This window comes from Geomonas sp. RF6 (assembly GCF_021044625.1).
Lineage (GTDB): Bacteria > Desulfobacterota > Desulfuromonadia > Geobacterales > Geobacteraceae > RF6.
Genome location: NZ_CP087999.1, coordinates 3,407,222 through 3,427,539, shown reverse-complemented (window position 1 = coordinate 3,427,539; position 20,318 = coordinate 3,407,222). Strand labels below are relative to the sequence as shown.

At 59.3% G+C, this 20,318-nt stretch carries 15 protein-coding genes; 7 read left to right on the top strand and 8 right to left on the bottom strand.

Going from position 1 to position 20,318, the window contains the following annotated elements:
• Positions 1-191 precede the first annotated feature (191 nt).
• The 6 genes from LPW11_RS14750 to LPW11_RS14725 all read left to right on the top strand — a co-directional run bounded on the left by LPW11_RS14750 (position 192) and on the right by LPW11_RS14725 (position 6,682).
• Entirely contained in the window at positions 192-923 is a 732-nt protein-coding gene (locus LPW11_RS14750) for a Crp/Fnr family transcriptional regulator (protein ID WP_230994636.1), read from the top strand.
• Positions 924-1,094: 171 nt separating this feature from the next.
• On the top strand, positions 1,095-2,174 hold the full coding sequence (locus LPW11_RS14745; RefSeq protein ID WP_230994635.1) for a hypothetical protein: 1,080 nt from the start codon (positions 1,095-1,097) through the stop codon (positions 2,172-2,174).
• A 19-nt stretch (positions 2,175-2,193) separates the two neighbouring features.
• A complete protein-coding gene (locus LPW11_RS14740; RefSeq protein WP_230994634.1) occupies positions 2,194-3,210 on the top strand; it encodes an AAC(3) family N-acetyltransferase in 1,017 nt (338 codons plus the stop codon).
• Positions 3,211-3,424: 214 nt separating this feature from the next.
• On the top strand, positions 3,425-5,395 hold the full coding sequence (gene asnB / locus LPW11_RS14735) for an asparagine synthase (glutamine-hydrolyzing) (protein ID WP_230994633.1): 1,971 nt from the start codon (positions 3,425-3,427) through the stop codon (positions 5,393-5,395).
• Positions 5,396-5,413: 18 nt separating this feature from the next.
• Complete coding sequence (gene nadE / locus LPW11_RS14730; RefSeq protein WP_230994632.1) at positions 5,414-6,406, top strand: NAD(+) synthase; 993 nt, start codon at positions 5,414-5,416, stop codon at positions 6,404-6,406.
• A 30-nt stretch (positions 6,407-6,436) separates the two neighbouring features.
• Positions 6,437-6,682 carry an acyl carrier protein gene (locus tag LPW11_RS14725; RefSeq protein WP_230994631.1) on the top strand — a complete coding sequence of 82 codons (246 nt, stop codon included), beginning with the start codon at positions 6,437-6,439 and terminating at the stop codon, positions 6,680-6,682.
• A 267-nt stretch (positions 6,683-6,949) separates the two neighbouring features.
• Here LPW11_RS14725 and LPW11_RS14720 read toward each other — a convergent pair whose 3' ends face one another.
• Together LPW11_RS14720 and LPW11_RS14715 are read right to left on the bottom strand one after the other, a co-directional pair.
• Positions 6,950-9,562 carry an Ig-like domain-containing protein gene (locus LPW11_RS14720; protein ID WP_230994630.1) on the bottom strand — a complete coding sequence of 871 codons (2,613 nt, stop codon included), beginning with the start codon at positions 9,560-9,562 and terminating at the stop codon, positions 6,950-6,952.
• A 783-nt stretch (positions 9,563-10,345) separates the two neighbouring features.
• Entirely contained in the window at positions 10,346-11,545 is a 1,200-nt protein-coding gene (locus LPW11_RS14715) for a hypothetical protein (protein WP_230994629.1), read from the bottom strand.
• Here LPW11_RS14715 and LPW11_RS14710 point away from each other — a divergent pair.
• Entirely contained in the window at positions 11,523-11,663 is a 141-nt protein-coding gene (locus tag LPW11_RS14710) for a hypothetical protein (RefSeq protein WP_230994628.1), read from the top strand. The genes LPW11_RS14715 and LPW11_RS14710 overlap by 23 nt on opposite strands.
• Before the next feature lie 122 nt (positions 11,664-11,785).
• Here LPW11_RS14710 and LPW11_RS14705 read toward each other — a convergent pair whose 3' ends face one another.
• The 6 genes from LPW11_RS14705 to LPW11_RS14680 all read right to left on the bottom strand — a co-directional run bounded on the left by LPW11_RS14705 (position 11,786) and on the right by LPW11_RS14680 (position 20,272).
• The gene (locus LPW11_RS14705; RefSeq protein ID WP_230994627.1) at positions 11,786-13,171 is read right to left on the bottom strand and encodes a glycosyltransferase; all 1,386 of its coding nucleotides are present in this window, start codon (positions 13,169-13,171) and stop codon (positions 11,786-11,788) included.
• Between the two features lie 235 nt (positions 13,172-13,406).
• The gene (locus LPW11_RS14700; protein WP_230994626.1) at positions 13,407-14,516 is read right to left on the bottom strand and encodes a CapA family protein; all 1,110 of its coding nucleotides are present in this window, start codon (positions 14,514-14,516) and stop codon (positions 13,407-13,409) included.
• Positions 14,517-14,558: 42 nt separating this feature from the next.
• Positions 14,559-15,971, bottom strand: a complete 1,413-nt coding sequence (locus tag LPW11_RS14695; protein WP_230994625.1) for a hypothetical protein — start codon at positions 15,969-15,971, stop codon at positions 14,559-14,561.
• Entirely contained in the window at positions 15,968-16,924 is a 957-nt protein-coding gene (locus LPW11_RS14690) for a glycosyltransferase (RefSeq protein ID WP_230994624.1), read from the bottom strand. The genes LPW11_RS14695 and LPW11_RS14690 overlap by 4 nt, the downstream gene beginning before the upstream one ends.
• A gap of 147 nt (positions 16,925-17,071) precedes the next feature.
• Complete coding sequence (locus LPW11_RS14685; RefSeq protein ID WP_230994623.1) at positions 17,072-18,349, bottom strand: phenylacetate--CoA ligase family protein; 1,278 nt, start codon at positions 18,347-18,349, stop codon at positions 17,072-17,074.
• 609 nt (positions 18,350-18,958) lie between these two features.
• Positions 18,959-20,272 carry an O-antigen ligase family protein gene (locus LPW11_RS14680; protein ID WP_230994622.1) on the bottom strand — a complete coding sequence of 438 codons (1,314 nt, stop codon included), beginning with the start codon at positions 20,270-20,272 and terminating at the stop codon, positions 18,959-18,961.
• Positions 20,273-20,318 lie beyond the last annotated feature (46 nt).

The window sequence follows — 20,318 nt, the reverse complement described above, 5'->3', positions numbered from 1 at the left end:
TCCGGAGGGACGCCCGCCGTACGCTGTAAAGAATTCCGACAGTGCGAACGCCGCGTCCGCATGAGGCGGCTCGATCACCTGTAATCACAGAGGGTTAGCCTCGACTGCGGCCAGGGCACTTTTTTTGCTACCTCACCCGCGTCTTTCCTCCCCGGGACGCAACGGCCTGGCGGGGGTACTGGAGGAGCTTTATGGCGGAGAAAACCAGAAGCGTGATCTGCAACATCCCCTTTTTCTCCACCCTCGCCCCTGAAGAGATGGAGCAGGTGGAACTCCTCTTCAGGAAGAAGCAGTACGCCAAGGAGGAGATCGTTCTCTACGAGGAGGACACCTCGAGCTACATGTACCTTATCTATTCCGGCAAGGTGCGGGTCGTGAAGATGAACGACGAAGGGAAGGAGCAGATCATCACCATCCACAAGAGGAACGATTTCTTCGGAGAGATGTCCCTTCTGGACGGCAAGACCTCACCCGCCACCATCATCGCCCACGAAGAGGCGATCATCGGGCTCCTGCACAAAAGGGACTTCGACGAGCACCTGATGAAGAACGAGGGGATCAGGAAGAAGGTCATAGAGCTCCTCTGCAGCCGGCTGCGCGACAGCTGGGAAATGATCAAGATCCTCAGCTTCAACACGGAAAACGCGCAGGACCGCGTCGTTTCCCTCCTGAAGAGGCTGAAGGAGCTCTACGGCATAAGGGACGACCGCGGCGTCATCATCGACGTGAAGATGACCCACCAGCAGATGGCGAGTTACGCCTCGGTGACCCGGGAGACGATGACCCGCGTACTGAAGACGCTGGAAAAGTCCGGAGCGATCAGCATCATGGAGAACAAGGCAATCCGCATCAACAGCTGCTCTTCCATAGCGGCTCCCGAAGCGCCGGACAAGAAACACCCAGCTGCTGCCGCTCTCTCGTAAGCGGGCTTTTGTTCCGTCATTCACTGGAATCCTGCCACAGCCTGCTACAATCCAATTAGCAACCTCCAATACTATCCCGGGGAAGCATCACTCCTCCACCACAAGGCTGTCACCGGCCTGCGGGTGTCGCCCTGCAGATACTCTCCTCTCAGGAGGTTCCACGGAGGGGCCATGGACCGATCAACCGTTCACCCCGTGCATGACCGCATGATGGTGCAGTTCGCCCGCAACGGCGTCCTGTACACGAGCGAGGACCATTTCGTTTACGCGAGCCGGGACAGCGGGTCGACCTGGCAGCAGGTCTGCGAGATCGAAAACCGCAGGACATCCGCAATCAGCAGGGCCAAAAGCTTTCTCCTCAGGTCCGGCATCGTCAGGAGGCTCCGGCGCAATATCGGGATCAACAATGTGGTGGTTCTCCCGAGCGGGACCGTGATCATCCAGTACGACGGCATATACCGCTACGACGGCACAGGCACCCGCGCCCGCCATGTCTGCCGCTTCAGCGATCACAACCTGCAAGGTCCGCTCAAGAACGGGCTGGCGGTGGACGACAGCTCCGGAAACCTCTACTTCGGCGAGTATAATAACACGCGACCGTACAGCGTACGGATCGTGCGCGGGACCGACGACGGCCGCAAATGGGAGATATGCCACCAGTTCCCGCCGGGAAAGATCAAGCACGTCCACAGCATCGTGCCGGACCCGTTCAGAAACCGGCTCTGGATCTGCACGGGCGATGCGGATCAGGAAGCTCACCTCTTCTACACGGACGACGACTTCAGGACCGTGAGGCACCTCGGGGGCCAGTCGCAACGGTGGCGCATGGTTACTGTCATTCCTGCCCCCGACTCCCTGATCTGGGGGTCGGATGCCGGCCGTGACGCCCCGGCGGCAGACAACTACATCTACCGCTACGACCTCGCAGACAACCGGATCGAGCGGTTGCAGTACATCAACAAGCCGGCATACTACGCGACCCGCCTGAGCGACGGAACCCTGGCAATCGGCACGACGTACGAGCCGGGGCAACAGGGGGTTGAAGAGGAATCGGCAGATATCTGGATTTCCAGGGACGCGGAACAGTGGAAGAGAGTCGCTGCCCTCCCCTTCCAGCCTTCCGGCAGGAGCTCCGGCACGCGCTACGGGACGGTGAACTTGCCGGCGGGGGACGACTCCCTGGCCACCCTGTTCTTCACCCCGGTAAATGTCAGAAAGTACGATTTCTCGTTGCTCGAGTGCCGCACATAAACCAGCAGAAGGGGGCCGTATGACCGCTCTTGTGGAGCTGAAACGGAGACTTTTTCCGAAAGGGGTACGGAAAGAACTGGAAAAGCTGCGCAATCGCCTTTTCAACCGCTGCACCGAAGAAAAGCTGGTGCAAGCGTTCCGGCGCCTGCAGATTCCCCCCGGCGCATACATCTGCGTGCACAGCATGCTCAGTGGTCTGGGATATCTGGTCGGCGGCCCGGAAATGGTAATCAGGGCACTGCAGCGCTCTGTCCCCGGCTGCACGATCATGATGCCCAGTTTTCCCTTTTCCGGCTCCGCGAAGGATTATCTCGACCTCGGGCAGGTCTTCGACGTGCAGCGTACCCCTTCCAGAAGCGGATTGCTTACCGAGTGCCTGAGGCACATGCCGGGGGCCGTACGGGGTTTGCACCCTACCCACCCGTGCGTCGCCCTGGGCCCCGGAGCGCACGAGCTGATCGACGGTACCGAGCACTCGGCCACCCCTTTCGGTGACGACTCGGCCTATGGCCGCTTCTGCGAAAAGCCGGATGCGTATCTGCTCCTCATTCACACCAACAACACCAGCATCCTGCACCGGACGCAGGAAATGGTGGACATGCCAAATCTCTTCCTCGATGAGCCCTTCCACGCGAAGAGCCTGCTCCCCGGCGGCGAGGTGGCCACATTTACCGTGAGGCTTCACACACCGGTACTGCCTCTGGCTGTACTGGAAGAAGATGACGGTGGCGACAAGAACGTCTTATGGTATCCGGACTACATGTTGCTGTTTCCCGGCTACAACTATCAGCGGATATGGCAGAAGTTGCGCGGAAACTCGGTGTGGGAAAGACTCAGGAAGAGGCACGAGTCATTCATCGAGAGAGGCATTTATGCGATCTCCGGGAGTGGTGGATCCGAGATCATGTCGGTACGGGTGGCGCCCTGGATGCAGGAGATCAACCGGGACCTGCGCCAGAACCTGGAGAGTTTCCCCCTGAACTACGACCGTGACTTCCTCGTCTCGATGGAGCAGGAGGGACGCCTCGTCAGATGACGATAACAGTGCCGGTTGCGCCGCAGGATGACAGGGGAGCACGGTCTCCGCCCGGAGGGGGTGCGGCTTTGCTGCTGCAGAGAAGCCAGGATAACAGGCGATTCCTTCAGCGGTCCGGTGAACGGCGCTCCGATTGACAAGCACCGGAACCACCTTTAACGTTTCTTAACATGGTTCCACTTTTTTAACCCACCTCAGACAGGAAATCACACCCATGTGCGGAATCTCCGGGGTTTTTGATAGCGGTCCCGACCGTGAGGAGCTGGTGTGCCGGATGATCTCCGCCCTCCAGTACCGGGGTCCGGACGAGACAGGGCTGTACCTCGACGACGATGTGGCACTGGGCCATTGCCGCCTCAGCATCGTCGGCCTCGACGACGGAATCCAGCCGATCGGGAACGAGACCGGGACGCTGTGGATCGTGTACAACGGCGAGGTCTTCAACTATCCGGAGCTGCGCGAGGAGCTCCAGAAGAAGGGGCACCTCTTCCGCACCGGCACCGACACGGAGGTGCTGATCCATCTCTACGAGGAGTACGGGGTGGAGGGACTTGCGAAGGTGAACGGGCAGTTCGCCTTCGCGATCTGGGACAGGGGAAAGAAGGAGCTCCTGATCGCCAGGGACCGGGTCGGCATTCGCCCCCTTTTCTACCACCGCCGCGGCGATCGCGTCCTCTTTGCCTCGGAGATGAAGGCGCTCTTTGCAGACCCCTCCGTTCCGCGGGAGATAGACCCGGTCGCGCTGCACCAGATATTCACCCTCTGGACCACCGTGAGCCCCGCCACGGTCTTCAGGGGAGTGTACGAGCTCCCCCCCGGCCACTACCAGATCATCCGCAAGGGGAAGGCGGAGGCGCCGCGCCCCTTCTGGGCCATCCCGTATGCGACTCCGGAGAACCGGTTCAGGGGGAGCTTCGCCGAAGCGATGGAGGAGCTGAAGGCGCTCCTGCACGACGCCATCAGGATCAGGCTGCGCGCGGACGTCCCGGTCGGGGCATATCTGAGCGGCGGGCTCGACTCATCCATCATCACGGCGGTCATCGCGCGCAATTTCAACAACAGGCTGCGTACCTTTTCGCTCCGTTTCCAGGAGGAGGCGTTCGACGAGACGCCGTACCAGCGGGAAATGGCGGCGCACCTCGGCACCGACCACCGGGAGCTGCTGATCTCCTCCGCCACCATACGGGACAACTTCCCCCAGGTGATCTGGCACTGCGAGACCCCCCTCCTGCGGACGGCGCCGGTCCCGATGTACCTCCTCTCCGGGCTGGTGCGGGGGAACAACTTCAAGGTCGTGCTGACCGGCGAGGGGGCGGACGAGGTATTCGGCGGGTACGACATCTTCAAGGAGGGAAAGATCAGGCGCTTCTGGTGCAGGCGTCCCGACTCGAAGATGCGCCCGCGCCTCCTGGAGAAGCTGCACCCCTACATCTTCAGGGACGCCCGCAGCCGCGCCATGCTGCAGAGCTTCTACGCCGTGAGCCCGGAAGAGCTGGCAGATCCCTTCTTCTCGCACAGGGTGCGCTGGAAGAACACCGGGAAGAACCACACCTTCTTCTCTCAGGACGTGATGGAGAGGGCGGCGGGGTACGATCTCGAAGGGGCGCTCCTGCAGCAGCTCCCGGAGGGGTTCTCGCGGCGCGATCCGCTGGCGCAGGCACAGTTTCTGGAGATGACCCTTTTCCTCTCCAACTACCTCCTCTCCTCCCAGGGGGACCGTGTCGCCATGGGGAACTCGCTGGAGCTGCGCGTCCCCTTCCTCGACTACCGGGTCATCGACTTCGCCATGCGTCTCCCCCCTGCGTGGAAGATACGGGCGCTCGACGAGAAGCACATACTGAAGCGCGCCTTCCGGGACCTTGTTCCCCAGCGTATCCTCTCCCGCCCGAAGCACCCGTACCGTGCGCCGATCCGCGACGTCTTCTTCGCGCAGCGCCCCGGGTACCTCGACGAGCTCCTCTCCGAGCCGGCGCTTAAAAGGAGCGGCTACTTCGATCCGGGGAAAGTGCGGATGCTGGTGGAAAAGTTCAGGAACGCCGAAAAGTTCGTCGCCAGCGAAACGCAAAACATGGCGCTGGTGGGGATCCTCTCAACGCAGCTTGTGCACGAGAAGTTCATAGACCACTTCCCTTCGGGGGAGATAGAGCCGGCCGCCATGAAAAAGAGGGTCATACTCGGCGCATGACCGGCCGCAGGAGGGTACATGGCACCAGAACAACTTTCACCGGAAGTGTTACGGCTCGACGCGAAGGAGGAGACCGCAAGGATCACCGCCACGATACGCACACTTTTGCGTAACGAGCTGAAGCGGCGCGGCATCGTCGTCGCCCTCTCGGGGGGGATCGACAGCAGCGTCACCGCCGCTCTCGCGGTACGCGCGGTGGGAAAGGAGAGGGTATTCGGGCTGGAGATGCCGGAGCTCCATTCGGCGAAGGAGACGACGGAGCTCAGCGGCGCGGTGATCAGCCACCTGGGGATCGAATCGAGGCGGCTGGACATCGCCCCGATCCTCGAGGCGGAGGGGTTCTACCGCGAGTACGACAGCGCGGTGCGCTCCGTCATACCGGAGTACGGCGCGGGGTGGAAATCGAAGATAGTCATATCGAGTTCCTTCGAGAACGAGGGGTTCAGTCTCCACACCCTCGTCGCCCAGGCACCCGACGGCACGATGCAGCGGGTGAGGCTGCCGCTCAAGCCGTACCTGGAGATTGTGGCCGCCACCAACCTGAAGCAGCGCACCAGGAAGATGCTCGAGTACTACCATGCCGACCGGCTGAACTATGCGGTGGCGGGTACCCCGAACCGGCTGGAGTACGACCAGGGGTTCTTCGTGAAGCTCGGGGATGGCGCGGCCGACCTCAAGCCGATCGCCCACCTGTACAAATCGCAGGTGTACCAGCTCGCCGAGCACCTGGGGATACCGGAGGAGATCCGCCGGCGCCCCCCGACGACCGACACCTACTCCATGCCGCAGGGGCAGGACGAGTTCTACTTCTCCCTCCCCTACCGCCAGATGGACCTCTGCCTGTACGCAAAAAACCACGGCATCGAGCCGGAAGAGCTCGCCCCGGCGATAGGGCTGTCGGCGGAGCAGGCGCAAAAGGTCCTGGAGGATATCGACACCAAGCGCGCGACCACGAGGTATCTGCACCTGCGCCCCCTGCTGATCGAGAAGGTGCCGGAGATCGCCTACTGAACCGGGTTCAACCAAAAGGAAGGAAATGCCATGCGCGAGAAAATCAGGCTCTTCATCGTCGACAACTTCCTCTTCGGGGATGCGAAGGGGCTGGAGGACTCCACCTCCCTGCTCGGCGCCGGTGTGGTCGATTCCACCGGCATTCTTGAAATGGTGAGCTTCCTGGAACAGGAGTTCGCCATAAAGATCCAGGACGAGGAACTGGTCCCGGAGCACCTCGATTCCATCAACAGCATCTCGCTATTCCTGCAGAGAAAGCTGGGAGTAGCGACTTAACAGAAACGCCCTGATGGACAGCTATTGGACCTTGAAGATATGGCCATATTGCCCGCCTGCCTTGCACGCGTTTCTGTTCCAGCTTGCTGCCGTTTCCCACACAGTGCGGGCCCCGGGGACATCGGTCACACCATGAGGATCAGCCACAACAGCTGAGGTATCGCGTGCACGCTGCCTTGCGCCCCCACAAAAAAGGCACAGGAAAGTTCCTGTGCCTTTTTCGATCTCACAATTACCGGCATCAGCCGGAGTGTACATTGCCCCCGGTTATACGCGTCTGACCTGGATGGCGTTGATCTTCGCATTCCCGACCTTTCCGCTCAACTGGATATTCATCGTGCCGTTGGTCACCGTCACCGGCAGGGTCACGTCGTAGGCAGCATTTTTCCCTACCTTGGAGTAGATGTCGAGATTGCTGATAACGGTGGAGCCGCCAATCGCCACATTGAAGACGCGCGAACCGACTGTGCTGTACGCAAACTCGGCAAACCTGAGGGTCACGGAGTATGTCCCGTTCGGCAGCGGGATGTTGTAGCCGAAGCTCGTCCCCCAGCGCTCGCTCTTGTACAGCGTCTGGTCGGTAGTACCGGTGATGGTGGAGGTCGTGGTGGAGGCTGCACCACCGGTGTACCTGGTGTCAGTCGAGTAGGAGACAGAGCCGGTGCTCGTGTACTGGGAGCCGCCGCAGTTTACCGCAAATACGGTAGTCGCCGTGGTAGAGGTAAAGCTCGCCGCGATTGTATGATTCGCGGTGACGTTGGAGAAGGTGTAGCTGGATGCCGTCCCCACCAAGGCGCCGTCGACTTTCACCGCAGAGATCTTGTAGCCGGTCGCCGGGGTGATGGTATAGGTCTGGCTGGCCCCGGAAGTCACGCTTGTGGTACCCGCAGGGGTGATAGTCCCCCCCGTGCCGGCGCTTGCGGTGAGGGAGTACTTGGTCGCGGTCACGGTGTTTTTGACGTTGACGCTCACTGCGGAGGAGGTACCCACGTTTCCGGCGGCATCGTACGCCTTCGCGGTCAGGGTGTACGCGCCGTCGGGATAGGAAGCGCTGTTCCATGACATGCTGTAGGGAGCCGTTCCGTCCATCCCATACAACGCTCCGTTGACGTACAGCTCTACCTTGCTTACCGCCACGTTATCGCTGGCAGTCATCGAGACCGGCGTGGTGCCGGAAACGGTCGCATTGGCGGTCGGGGCGCTGATGGAAGCCGTCGGGGCAGTGGTATCCCCCACCACGTTCTTCACAGTGACGCTGACAGGAGCCGACTGGCCGATGTTACCGGCGGCGTCATATGCCTTCGCCGTCAAGGTGTAGGTACTGTTCGCCACGTTCGCTGTGTTCCAGCTCACCGCGTATGGAGCAGCAGTGTCGCTCCCCTGGAGCACGCCGTTAACGTACAGTTCCACCTTGCTCACTCCGACGTTGTCGGAAGCACCTATGGAGACGGTGGTGGTGCCGGTCACGGTACTCCCGCCGGCAGGAGCCGAGATGCTCGCAGTCGGAGCGGTGCCGTCAGCGTTCCCCTGGGCCGAAAGCAGCTGAAAATAAGTGGTACCGATACGGGATCCGTTGATGATGAAGTCATCTATCCACCAGCGGCTGTCCAGCCCGCCGGTGAGGCCGTGGCCGCTCAGGCGATTACCACCGAGCGTGATCTTGTTGTAGAAATGATCGAAGTACATCAGATGGTTCTGGCCCGTAACGGAAAAGTGACCCTTCTCTACACCATTTTTGTCGTAAATCCAGAAGTCCGTGCTGCCGTCGTTGTTCCCCTTCGTCCCTATGTCCGCGGCAAGCTCGACGCCGTACCAGTCGCCGGTGCTGATATAGGAGTTGATGTCCAGGGTGGTGCCGCTACGCAGCGGCCGGTTGTTGACGATGTTGGCAACTGTGTAGTTGGGGGCGGTGCCGGTAGCTACACGATTATGCTCCCCGTAAAAGAGGTTCTGAGGGTTAGAGAGCCCTCCGCCTATGAAGTTGAAGAGGCTGTAGTTCATTCCGTACTCGGGGACACGGTAGGCCCAGCTGGCGTCAACCAAAGCCCTGTCTGCAGCGGTTCCCCACTCGCTCACGCCGGTGAAGCCGGAGCAGAGGTCAAAAGCCTTTATTACCTTGGTCGCATCATAGCCGCCAGCGACACAGGTGGTCCCGGGATCGAGGCACTTGTTGAAGAAGGTCGGGCTCACCTTCATCATGAAAAAGACATAGACCTTCTTGTAGCCGCTTTTCCCGTTAGTACCATCACCGAAGTAGGTCCCCAGCCGCTGCACCCCCAGACCCGCCATGGTCGGGTCGGTGGCTTTGAGGTTGTCGTTGTCCCCTATGTCCAGAACAAGGGATTTTCCGGTACCCCTCCAGGTGTAGGCGGCGCCGTGGTTCCCGATCATGAGCGGCCACTGCAGGTTCGTCCCCGTCTTAGACCCGCTGCTGATGCGCTCCCCCGCCACAAATTTGGAGGTGCCCCTGGCGGTGTTGTCGTAAGTGATTTGAATGTAAGACTTGCCGTCGAGGTTCCAGACCCGGCGCACCGTCGCCGTGGCACCGGAAGTCCCACCCGTGACTACGTCACCTATGGCGAAGGTTCCGCTGCCAGGAGTGAACTGGAAGGACAACCCTTTGGTGTTCCAGAGCTGCCAGATGGACTTGCTGCCATCGATTTTCTTCGGAAGGGAAGAGTTGGAGGGACAGGTGGCGCAACCGGCACCGGAATACCACTGACCACCAGGTGTCCAATCCTGCAGTTCGTCGAATGTGTCAACGATGTCGAACTTGGAGTCCAGGGTCTCTTGCCATGTGGCCGCCTTCCCCTCCGTGCTGGCAAAGAGCAAGGCCAGCCCTGCTACAACAGTAAACGTCGATCTCAGAAACTTCGTCATCAGCACCTCGTCTGATGGGCATGAAGAAGAAGACGTCTTCCTCACACCCGAGCTTAGGTTTCAGGTGCACCTGTTCCGGTAGCACCCCACAACCGCCCCCCTCAGGGCGACCAGCTTCGGCGCCCCCCATTCGGTACGAAATAACTTGGGCATTATGCTCAACCAAGCCCCATTGGTCTGTGTCCCACGTCACAAAAGAAACGCATTAGCTCCAACTAAGCACTCTCAACCCCTTGACATATTAAAATTTGCCAACACCCGAAAGGGCAGCATCCATGTACTGCCATAACCGCGATCCGTTTCCCCGCCGCGCCCAATTCCGCGCCAGCTCAGCCCTTTGCCCGGGGATGCGAGATGCCGAACAGGCAGACGGCTGCCGCCAGGCGTGCGCCCCCTTCGCCGTAATCGGGGTCAATGTTTATGTCGGTTGCATAGCTAAAGGAAGGGCGTGGGAAGGAAGGGGGTCATGGGCAGGTTGAGTTCATACAACGTGATGGGGCACTTCCTCGTTGAACGGCCGAGCCCGTACACAATGCTAATCGACCGGCCTAGCTACTTCCCAAATGTGGATCGGTCTGCTGCGCTTCGCTTCATAGGCTGCCGGGAGCGGTGGCAGGAGAGGAGGGAGTTTCCGAAGGGGCTGTCAGGAGATCTGGATTTGACTTGATTAACAAGTTATGGAGTCAGATGTGATGCCGGTGGGCCTTTGCGGCGGCGGCAAGCAAAGCTTCGGGTAACTCATCTGCAGAAAAGGGTTTCCGCACGTGCAACTTCCCACGGAGATCAAGGAAGTGTGAACTCGATCCGCGACGGGGGCCCGGGATCGCCGTTTTCGGTGACCACCCGGGCTTCTGCGGCATGCCTGCCCGGTGCCAGCAGCAAGTAACGCCCGCTCCCCTTGCAATCCCGCCATCCTCCGCCGTCGGCTTTTACCTCGAAGTGGCTGAAGTACGGACTGTAGCAGCGCAATCCCAGCTTCAGCAGATATCTGCCCCCCCCCACCTCCCGCACCTCCCTGGCCCGCACCTGAACGACGTTTACGGGCCAGTCGAAGAGGGCCTGGGAGTCGACACGTTTTTTTTCTGTCAGGATAGGACCAAGGTCACTGCGAGCAGTCCACCAGGTGGCGAGATCGCCACCGGCGGGACTTCCGGGGGGCAAGCGCCTGCTCAACCAGTCGTTTCTCATGTCGAGATGAACATACCGGTAAAGATGCAAGAGATCCACCTCCCGCAGGCTGGGCTTCAGAGGAGCGAAGGTGCGAACCTTCAGCAACCCCTCTTTCTTGAGTTGCACCCCGCGGTGGCACAGCTCGTAAGCCGAAAGGGGGATGCCGCCGGCTTCGTACACGAGGTTGTAGTCGGTATCCACCAGGAACCATTTGTTGAACTGGTTGGACCACACCTCCGCCAGCGCGTGCTCCCAAACATACCCGTCACTGGAGGCGGTAACGAGGCGGGCCGGCCAGCCAAGGGCCGTAGCCGTCTGCACCGTCACCCTGGCGCATACTTCGCACCAGAATCTCCTGCCCCTTTCACCGGAGACAATGATGTCGGCGGGAGACCCGGTCGCAACGCCACCTGGCACTGGATCCGTCCCATGGTCCCACCGTGTGCCAATCCAGCGGAACAGGATCAGCATCCGGTCATATTCCGTGGCGCCGCTTGAGACCAGATGTCTCAGGCGAAACCGCTGCAAAAGTTCCAGCAGGTACTCGGCGCGGGAGGACTCATAGACGAAGGGAATTGCACCAGGTGCGGGCAGGGTGCCGCCTTGCGCCAGTGCCCCCCTCTCCTGCGGCTGCTGCTCATTTTCGCCGTGGAAGTAGGAGCCGCAGATCGCCTCCACCCGATCCAGATGGCTGGAATAGTGGCGGGCAAGGATCGGCGTGCAGACTCTTTTGGCCGCCAGATGCACGAGAGTAAATGGCGTGGCGTGGTAGTGGCGGGAGAGGAGGAGCGTGCAGCACAAGAGGATTGCCACCGTTGCCGCCGCCAATCGCCGGCTTGATCGCTTCGGACTCATCACGGAAGACTTTCCTGAGCTTCTGGCGCTGCACCATCGCGGAGGCCAGCATACCACCAGCGCCCACTCCGGTTGACCAGATGGTTGAACACGCACAAGAAAAGCGCGCAGATGGATGACAGACTTACGGTGGCGATGCATCCGCTGAAAAAGACTGCGACGAAGAAGAGTGCTGTAGCGGACATCTTCCCTCGCTCTCTATGATCGTGCTGCCTCGATCAGGTGGTCGTCGAGGACGGCTGCAATGCGCTGGACGTTGTAGAAGTCACGCTCATGGTAGTCAGCGCGCAGTGTGCCGGCGATCTTCTTTTGCTCCAGCAACTCCAGCAGCCGGTCTGCGATCCCCGCCACGTCCGTCTGGTCGAAGAGGTCCCCGAACCGGTGCTGAGTGACCATTCTTCCCAGCGCGCCGTCGTGAGGGGTAATGGTGAGGATAGGCCTGTTCAGGCACAGGTAGTCGTAGAGCTTGGACGGTACCTGCGTCCTGGTGTTTGGCTGAATCAGCACCAGGACATCCGAGCGCTGCAGTTCCCTCAGGCATTCGGCGAAGGGGAAGGGGCCGAGATCCCTCATCACGCCCCGCTCCATCAGACTGCGGTAGCGCTCGTGAAAATCGTAATCCAGCTGCACGGTCCCGATCTGCAGAAAGAGGAACTCCCCCGGCTGGCACCTGTCAGAAGCAATCAGTCGCTCCAGCGCCTCGAGAAGGGGGGAGGGATCCCGCCTGCCATACAAGAAACCGGCGTGCGCCAGGACCAGGCGGTCTGGACCCGATTCAGCTGCCGTTTCGGCATCCGGCTGCAAAGTCCGGAAGTCTTCCGGGTCGTAGCCGTTGCTGAGCACCACGAACTTGGAACGGGGCTGCTCCGGATACCGGGCCAGAAATTCGTCCCGCAGAGGCTCCGTATTCGCCGAGACAAGCGCCGCATCGTGCACGATGCGCCTCTCCAGATACCTTCCGAGAGCATCCAGGAGGACCCCCTTGCTTTCGTGGAAGGGGTTGCCGATCCAGGGGTCCCGAAAATCCACGGCGAAGCTGACGCCGGTCACCTTGTGCAGAAGCCAGGCCACCACCAGCGCTGACCATGGCATTCCGCTGGCTAACACGAGGTCGATCTTCTCTTTTCTGACAATGCTGCGGCCGGCTCGCAGCGCAGGCAGGATCCAGCCGCTCGCTCCGTCAGGATAGTGACAAAGGTCGTAGACGAAGTCCTTGACCTTTTGCGCCAGGGAGCGGGGGTGCCGCGGAAGGGCCTCAGATCCCCCCGCCGCGGCCATCCCCTGCGCCTCCACCTTTCCTCTCCCTCTTCCGAGAGCGCGTCGGAGCGCACGCCTCAGGGCGAGAAGCACCTGGAACAGGTCGTAGGAGCGCGCGAATGCGATCTTCTCACCCTTGACCGGCACCTCGCGGTCGAAGTCGCGGGAGACGAAGGGGGGATAGCAGGAGGTTTCCACTGTCAGCACCCATACCGACTGCTTCTCAAGGTACCGCACGAACTTGACCGCCCGCTGCGAGCCTGGCAGAGCCACGCCTCCTGCCGGCGGATAGTAAAAGGTGACGAACAGCAGCTTGTTTTTCTGCATTTCTTTCCCTTTCAAATGATCGTATGAAGGCAGCGGAAGGCAGTTGCGGTGGGGTAGATCCGGATGAGTCAGGTATCTCGACCAGTCTAGTACAAGATAAATTCTTTTCAATGCAAGGATGTAATCGAAGACTCTTCCTTACCGGGCGAGACGGGGCAGAGGGGGCCTCGGACCGAAACGTCTCTTCACAACGGTTCGCGGCACTGGTGGAAAGGAGGCCATGCCGCTGGCAGATTCAGGGATGAGGATAGTGGCGCACGGATCGACGCCCGGGACTGGCGTCCTGGAGATGCAGCGCGCTCCGCAGGGATTGAAAGGCTATCTGCGCCAGGATTGCGGGGTTGTACCGGTGGAAGTTCTTCGCCACATGGAGGTGGGAAAGGTTTCTGTTCCGCAGGCGCAGTCTCTCCACATATGACTCATACTCTGCCGGAACGCGTGAGCAGTGGGAAACCGGGTAGTGCTCCGCAACTGCCAGCGGGGCGACGCTGTAGTCGTCGCAGGTCTCCACAAGCACGGTTTTGCGGATTTGCGTCGTGGCACCTACATCGCAGGTGACAATTATCCCCTTCCGCAACGGATCATCCCACAGCATGTCCGATACAAAGTTTCCCAGGCTGTAGAGGATTATCCCGTCGCGGTAAGCCTCCGCTTCTTGCAGTACGTGCGGGTGATGTCCTACTACAAGGCAAGCGCCGGCATCTATCACCTTTCTCCCGAGGTCGACAATCTCCGCGGAAGGCCCCGAAACAAACTCGTCCCCCCAGTGGAGGCTGACCACGACCTTGTCGCACTCCTCGCTCAACATTGCGGTGTCAGCGATGATCTGGGGGGGGTGTCCCTGGGCGTACAGAGGGGTGTTTCTGCAGTAGTTCTCCGTGGTACATCCATACCCCAGGATGCCGACTTTTTTCCCGCGTAGATCAAGGACCAGGGGGTGGCACAGGTACCTTCCTGTGCCGCGCAGTCCCACGACATGGAGCCCTGCCTCTTCTATGGCCCGACAGGTAGCCCTGAAGCCGACCTCCCCGTGCTGCATTGCGTGATTGTTGGCGACATTGAGCACGGTGATTCCTGCTTCGCGGAGTGCTGTTACTGCTCCCGGAGCTCCCCTCATCTGCGCTTTCCTGAAACTCCAGCGACAGAAGTCGTGGTCGCCGACCACACATTCCAGGTTGGCAAAGACTATGTCACCCTCGAGAAAGTTGCAGATCTTCTGGAACAGGTAGCCAAAACCGGATCTCGAGGTGGCTGACCTGACGCCGAACCCTACGCACTTCGCGGAGTCCCCGAGCATGAGGTCCCCTACAGCGGTAAAAGATAGATCGCGATCGTCACCGGGCATGTACCCTCCTTGTGAACGTGCTCCTGTTTGGCCGAGTCCTGCTCACTGGCCGCTGGGGATTGTCCCTTTAGTCGGAGTGGATGAGGGGACGGTGGACAAAGTCGTTCCCTTAAGCAGCAGGAAGTAGCTCGGCCCGATGCGGGAGCCATTGATGATTACATCGTCAATCCACCACCGGCTGTCGTTTCCACCGGTTTTGCCGCTGCGGCTCAGCCGGTTCCCCCCCAGCACGAACTTGTTGTAGAAGTGGTCGAAATGCATCACCCTGTTTTCGCGGCGTACCGAGTAGTGCCCCTTCTCGGAACCGTTTTTGTCGTAAATCCAGAAGTCCAAGCTTCCATCGTTGTTGCCAGGAGTGCCAATGTCGGAGGCCACCTCGACCCCGAACCAGTCGCCGGACGCGATATACGACTCGATGTCCAGGCTTGTACCCCTGCGTAGCGGCCTGATGCCGCCCTTTCTGCTGACTAGGTAATTGCGCGAGGCGCCGCCAGCAACACGGGTACCTTCCCCGAAGAATATGCTCCGAGGGAATGACTTCCCCCCCCCCATAAAGTAGAAGATGCTGTAGTTCAGCCCGTACTCGTTGAGACGGTGGGAATCAGGTCCGGAAACCTGAGCCGCCTCTGACGGGATTCCCCACTGGCTTACCCCCGTGAAGCCGGAGTCCAGTTCAAAGACCTTTACTACCGATACCGGATCGTACCCATCGGCAACGGAGGTCGCCCCGGACATTTGGGATTTATTGAAGAAGGTGCGACTGACCTTCATCATGAAAAAAACATGTATCTTCTTGTAGCCGCTTTTCCCACTTCTTCCGTCACCAAGGAATGCGGCCATCCGTTGCGCTCCCAAACCCGCCATTGTCGGGTTCCGGGGGTCGGTATTGTCGTTGTCGCCTATATCCATAACCAGCGATTTTCCGTTTCCCCGCCAGGTTTTGCCTGGGCCGTGGTCGGCGATGAAAAGCGGCCACTGCAGGTTCGACCCTGTCTTTGACCCGCAACTGATGCGCTCGCCGGCCACAAAGTTCGTGGTTCCACGAACGCCGTTGCCGTCGGTCAGCTGGATGTACCACTTCCCCTCCAGGTTCCATACCTGCCGCACCGTAGCTCGGGCACCGGACGTCCCACCGGTAATGAGGTCACCAGGGGCGAAGGTCCCGCGCCCTGGATCGTACTGGAAGGCCAACCCCTTGTTGTTCCAAAGCCCCCAGATCGACTTCGTCCCGTCGAGCCTCCGGGGAAGTGTTGTGTCAGAGGGACAGGTCGGGCAACCGGCGGCGGAGTACCATTGGCCACCAGGGGTCCAGTCTCGTAGCTCATCGAAGGTCTCGACGATGTCGTACCGGCTTTGCAGGACCTCCTGCCAGCTTGCTCCTTTGCTATCGCCGCCATAAAGGAAGACCGCCAGAGTAGCTGCCAGGGAAAAGGCCGTTTTAAAGGACTTCTTCATGATGTCCCTCCCCGGGGAGTGAACATTTTCTGGAAATGCCCGTGCCACAGAGATGCACTTCTGGCCACGTAATAAACCATCCAGACGATGATAAGGGGGCCGAAGAATCTGACTTCTGCCCCGCGGCACACGGCTCGTGCACTTCTGTAGAGAGGAAGCATGAGAACCACGGGAAGTGTCACTGATAGGGGGACAGGTCCGGCAGATACCGCAATGTAAAGGTTCAAAGCCAGTGCAAAAGAAAAGAGATAGAACTGAACGACACTGAAAAACTGGCGCAACGACGTCCTCGAGACCGTGATGCTTGCGAGGCTTCTGCCCCTCCACTTCTCCTTCAGGTACAGTGCATAGAGATCCCTGGCTTCACCCAGATGAGTTACTACGAGTTCGTCATCATAAAGGATCTTCTTGCCATGCAACGTCACCTTCCTGCAAAGATCCACGTCCTCGCAGGTCACCAGGGATTCGGAGAACCCCCCTATCTCATGGAAAAGCTCCTTCTTCATTACCATGTTCATCGACGAGGCCCACTGTACGTAGCCAACCGTCCTGTTCTTTCTCCTGGTCTGTTCCCAGGCCTTCTGCACCCACGTACTGTCACCGGGGATGTCGATGCGCCCCGTGACGATACCGATTTCCTCCCTTTCGAGATGCGGCAGGGCCCGGACCAGAAAGTCTTTCGCAACGACGACATCTGCGTCAACAAAGACTACGACATCTCCCGCGACCCGGCCGGCTCCGTGATTCCTCATCTGTGCGATGGTGGAGCCCACCTGCACGAAGACCTGAGCATGGAATCTCTGCGCTATTTCCACCGTGTTGTCTGACGAGCCGTTGTCAACCACCACAACAGTTATGTTATGGCCATCCCTGTTCAGGCCTTCGATGGCGGCAAGGCAAACGGAGATCCTCTTTTCCTCGTTCTTAGCTGGTATTATAAACGCGATATCCATAGGTTCTCTGGCATCCTGTTGGCCCTACTCCTTGCCTGCTATCTCTATCCGCCCCGTCCCGGCGGAGGAAGGCACTTCCCCGGACTTGCGACCCCCGGTGTCATGGCTACTCGCCATTGAGCCGGCGTTTGCGATGCTGGGGCAAAGCTAGACGGTCGATATGAAATCTTTTCTCTTGCCGCTGAAATCGCTTCGCTGACAGTCATCCTGTATCACCACCTCCAGGTCGTCGGAGAAGTACTTGCGGAACTCCCCCTGGATCAGGGAGGTCTCGGCCGGTTCAAGCTTCTTTTCCAGATAAGCAACAACCTTTCCTTTCGTGTCCTGCACCACCTGATAGTTGTAGACCAGATTCCTTCCTGCCAGATTCTTGAAAACATAGTAAAGCGTCAAACTGGGATATGTGTGCTTCTTCCCGTGTATCAGGGCACCTACCCTTCCGGTTACTTCGGTAATGATTTGATGCGCCATTCCACATGAGCATTTCGTCTCCCTGTCTACCCTCACATAGTCTCCCAGCTTGTAGCGGATGATGGGAAAGGATCTGGAGACGAGGTTTGTCACCACTATCTCCTCCTCTATGACCTCTACGAGCGATGTCTCCATATTTATATGCATGTTGCGACCGGGACACTCAAAGGCGATGATCCCGCCTTCTGCAGAACCGTACTCGCTGACGAGCCTCCTACCGAACGCTCTCTGCGCCTCGCGCTGGTATACCTCCAGTATCTTCTCCGAGGTGCCCTTTACCATCTGCAGGTTATAGCCGTGACGGGCATTCGCATTGACCTTTTTCGCCACTTCATAGACCATCGAGGAGTAGCCCTCCAGAAAACGGGCATGGCGCAATTTCCTGGAAAACTCTTCCACATCTTCATCCTTGTAGGAAAAGAGCCGGAACCGGTTCTGCAGGGAATCCAGCAGCCTCATCTTCAGACGCTTCGCGGGTGCGATATTGTAGCCCCACAGGTAACCACTCCGCTCCCACGGCTCAACCTGATGCCAGGAGTATCCCCTGAACACCGAGGCGTTGTGCCACGCATCCCATTCCTGGTTGCGGTAGAATACCAGAGGTCTTCCGGTGCTTCCGGACGTTTCCGAGTAAAAGAGCCTCTCGCCGCAGTCCATTATTTGAATCGCCGCGCAATTTGCCAGCACCTCCTCTTTCGTGCTGCACGGGATCTTTTCCACGTCCTGGAGGCTCCTGATGTGGGAGGGATGGAAGCCGCAACTATCAAACTTATTTTTGTAGAAGCGAGACCTCCCATACGCGTGGACAAGAAGATCCTGCAGTCTGGCAAGCTGCATTTCCTGGAGTGTCTTCAGGTCGTACTTCTCACTCTCCTTCAAAGACCTGTAGCAGTCGAAGATCTTCCTGTTGCGCAGCCAGACCCCCGCGAGGTAAAGGTACTTGTGGATCTTCACTGTCTGCCCTCCCTGTGACAAGGTCCCCCGGACGTTCTCTGAGTCCGGAGCGGCCTCCTGGCTTCCCTCCAGATGGACGAACGGAAAGCGCAACCCCAGTTTTCAGTACAGCCACCGAAGAATTAATTATATCACATTAAAGCCAGAGAACGCGCCCCCTCTTCCTGCGCAGGAGGGGCCGCAACAGGGGGAAAGGGCCACTGACGAGGGGTCCTCGCTGTCGGCAGCCCGCAATTGTCACCCCTTTCACAGAGAGGTGCCGACGATCGCAGCCAGCTTCTCGAAAAGAGGAGCGCCCCGTTCGAGGTAAGATGTGACGCGTCAAGGAACAGTAAAATGGTTCACAGCCGAGTCAAAGAAAGCCTCCCTGTCCACCCGGACCTTTGCAATCAGAGGGGCCCCACACCGGGACGTGCAGTCCACGAGGTAGCGAGGTCTTCCCCGGTGGGACTCCCGGGGCGCAGCCGCCTGCTGTACCAGTCGTTTCTCATGTCGATTTGCACAAACATAACGGTAGAGAGAGAGCAGATCGACAGGCCGCAGGCCTCCTCTTGAGGGAGGCGAAGGTGCGCGGTGTGAGGAGGTCTTCTGCCTGCAGTCGTGGCTCGCTTATCCGAGGGAGGACTGCGGGGCCAACGCGACAGTCGCCGGTCTGGACAGATGGATGTTGGCGAATGCTGCAATGAAGAAAGGAAGCCAGTACATAAGCTCACCGTAGAACCCGTTGATAAAGGAGAGGGCAATCAACAGCGAAAGCCACGAGGATTCCAGTGCCGTTGCCTGGAAGGTATGGTAGGTGGCTCCAGCAGCCGAGAGCCGCTGTCGTGTCTTTCGCGCCAGCACGAAGACGGAAGCGACGTAGCCGATGAAGCAGCACAAGCCTTGGTAGCCATAGTCGGAGAGCACCTCGAACCATGTTGAGTGAACGGCCCTCTTCCCGTTAGTCAGCCACTCCTTCGGGAGGTAGTAAGGGCTCAGCGTGTGGTAGGTTCTGGCTCCGCCACCGAGGGGGTGATCACCCAGCATCTTCGGCGTCATGAGCCAGAAGTCCACCCTGCTGTGGGTCTCCTTCTCGGATGCGCCCTGCACCTCCTTCAGGGTAGACATCCTGGTCCAGAAGACGTCGTCGGCGAGATAGAGAAAGAGTGCCGCAACGCCTACGACCCCCACGACGATTTTCGCCTTCTGCCCTATCAGCCCCTTCTCGCGCAGAACCCTCCAGGAGAAGAAAGCGATGGTAAAGGTAACGGCGAGAAAGGACCCGCGGCTGTTGAGAAGGATCAGAGCGTTGAGGTTGAAGGCAAGGCCCACCAGACATACGAATTGCAGCGGCCTGCTTTTTATAAACAGCAGATAGAAGACGAAAAGGGGGACCGCTGTGGCAAGGAGCGCGGCGGTGCCGTTAGCATCGCTCCCGTCGGCGCACCCTATCCCTTCCAGCCTCCCCCCTCCGGTCCGTCCGGTCTGCCAGATCAGGAGGGCGAGGTAGCTCGTGCCTACCAGGTATGTTGCCAGGAGTGCCTCCATTTTCTCCGGTGTGTCGGTCACCTTGTAGGCAAGGATGACGAACATCAGGACCTTCAGGTACCGTGTCGCAAACTTGTGGTGCACCTCCGGATCTACGGCCCAGAGATAACTGATCACCACCAGTACCACGAGCCCCGCCAGCCACTTCACCTGTGGCAGCGAAAGGACTCGATTGTGAGTGAACTTCTTCATGTTTCCAAGGTAGCTGATCACCACGAGGCACATTACCAGAAAAGAGTAGCGGAGATGCGGTAGCTCCGAATACCACCACCGTTGAGGGGGATTGACAAGGTATTCCATCATATACAGGAGGATGCCGTAAAAGGGCGAGTACCACATGGTAGCCACGGCTCCGGCGAGGAAGAAGGCAAGATACAGAATGGAGGATATGGACATTTCATTCCCCTGCGTTTCTGAGGCTCGGCTGCAGCAGTTAGTTATC

What these genes read in the sequence shown, in the direction of transcription:
- LPW11_RS14750 (WP_230994636.1), top strand. Translation starts at nt 192, where the DNA reads ATGGCGGAGAAAACCAGAAGCGTGATCTGCAACATCCCCTTTTTCTCC.
- LPW11_RS14745 (WP_230994635.1), top strand. Translation starts at nt 1,095, where the DNA reads ATGGACCGATCAACCGTTCACCCCGTGCATGACCGCATGATGGTGCAG.
- LPW11_RS14740 (WP_230994634.1), top strand. Translation starts at nt 2,194, where the DNA reads ATGACCGCTCTTGTGGAGCTGAAACGGAGACTTTTTCCGAAAGGGGTA.
- asnB (WP_230994633.1), top strand. Translation starts at nt 3,425, where the DNA reads ATGTGCGGAATCTCCGGGGTTTTTGATAGCGGTCCCGACCGTGAGGAG.
- nadE (WP_230994632.1), top strand. Translation starts at nt 5,414, where the DNA reads ATGGCACCAGAACAACTTTCACCGGAAGTGTTACGGCTCGACGCGAAG.
- LPW11_RS14725 (WP_230994631.1), top strand. Translation starts at nt 6,437, where the DNA reads ATGCGCGAGAAAATCAGGCTCTTCATCGTCGACAACTTCCTCTTCGGG.
- LPW11_RS14720 (WP_230994630.1), bottom strand. Translation starts at nt 9,562, where the DNA reads ATGACGAAGTTTCTGAGATCGACGTTTACTGTTGTAGCAGGGCTGGCC.
- LPW11_RS14705 (WP_230994627.1), bottom strand. Translation starts at nt 13,171, where the DNA reads ATGCAGAAAAACAAGCTGCTGTTCGTCACCTTTTACTATCCGCCGGCA.
- LPW11_RS14700 (WP_230994626.1), bottom strand. Translation starts at nt 14,516, where the DNA reads ATGCCCGGTGACGATCGCGATCTATCTTTTACCGCTGTAGGGGACCTC.
- LPW11_RS14695 (WP_230994625.1), bottom strand. Translation starts at nt 15,971, where the DNA reads ATGAAGAAGTCCTTTAAAACGGCCTTTTCCCTGGCAGCTACTCTGGCG.
- LPW11_RS14690 (WP_230994624.1), bottom strand. Translation starts at nt 16,924, where the DNA reads ATGGATATCGCGTTTATAATACCAGCTAAGAACGAGGAAAAGAGGATC.
- LPW11_RS14680 (WP_230994622.1), bottom strand. Translation starts at nt 20,272, where the DNA reads ATGTCCATATCCTCCATTCTGTATCTTGCCTTCTTCCTCGCCGGAGCC.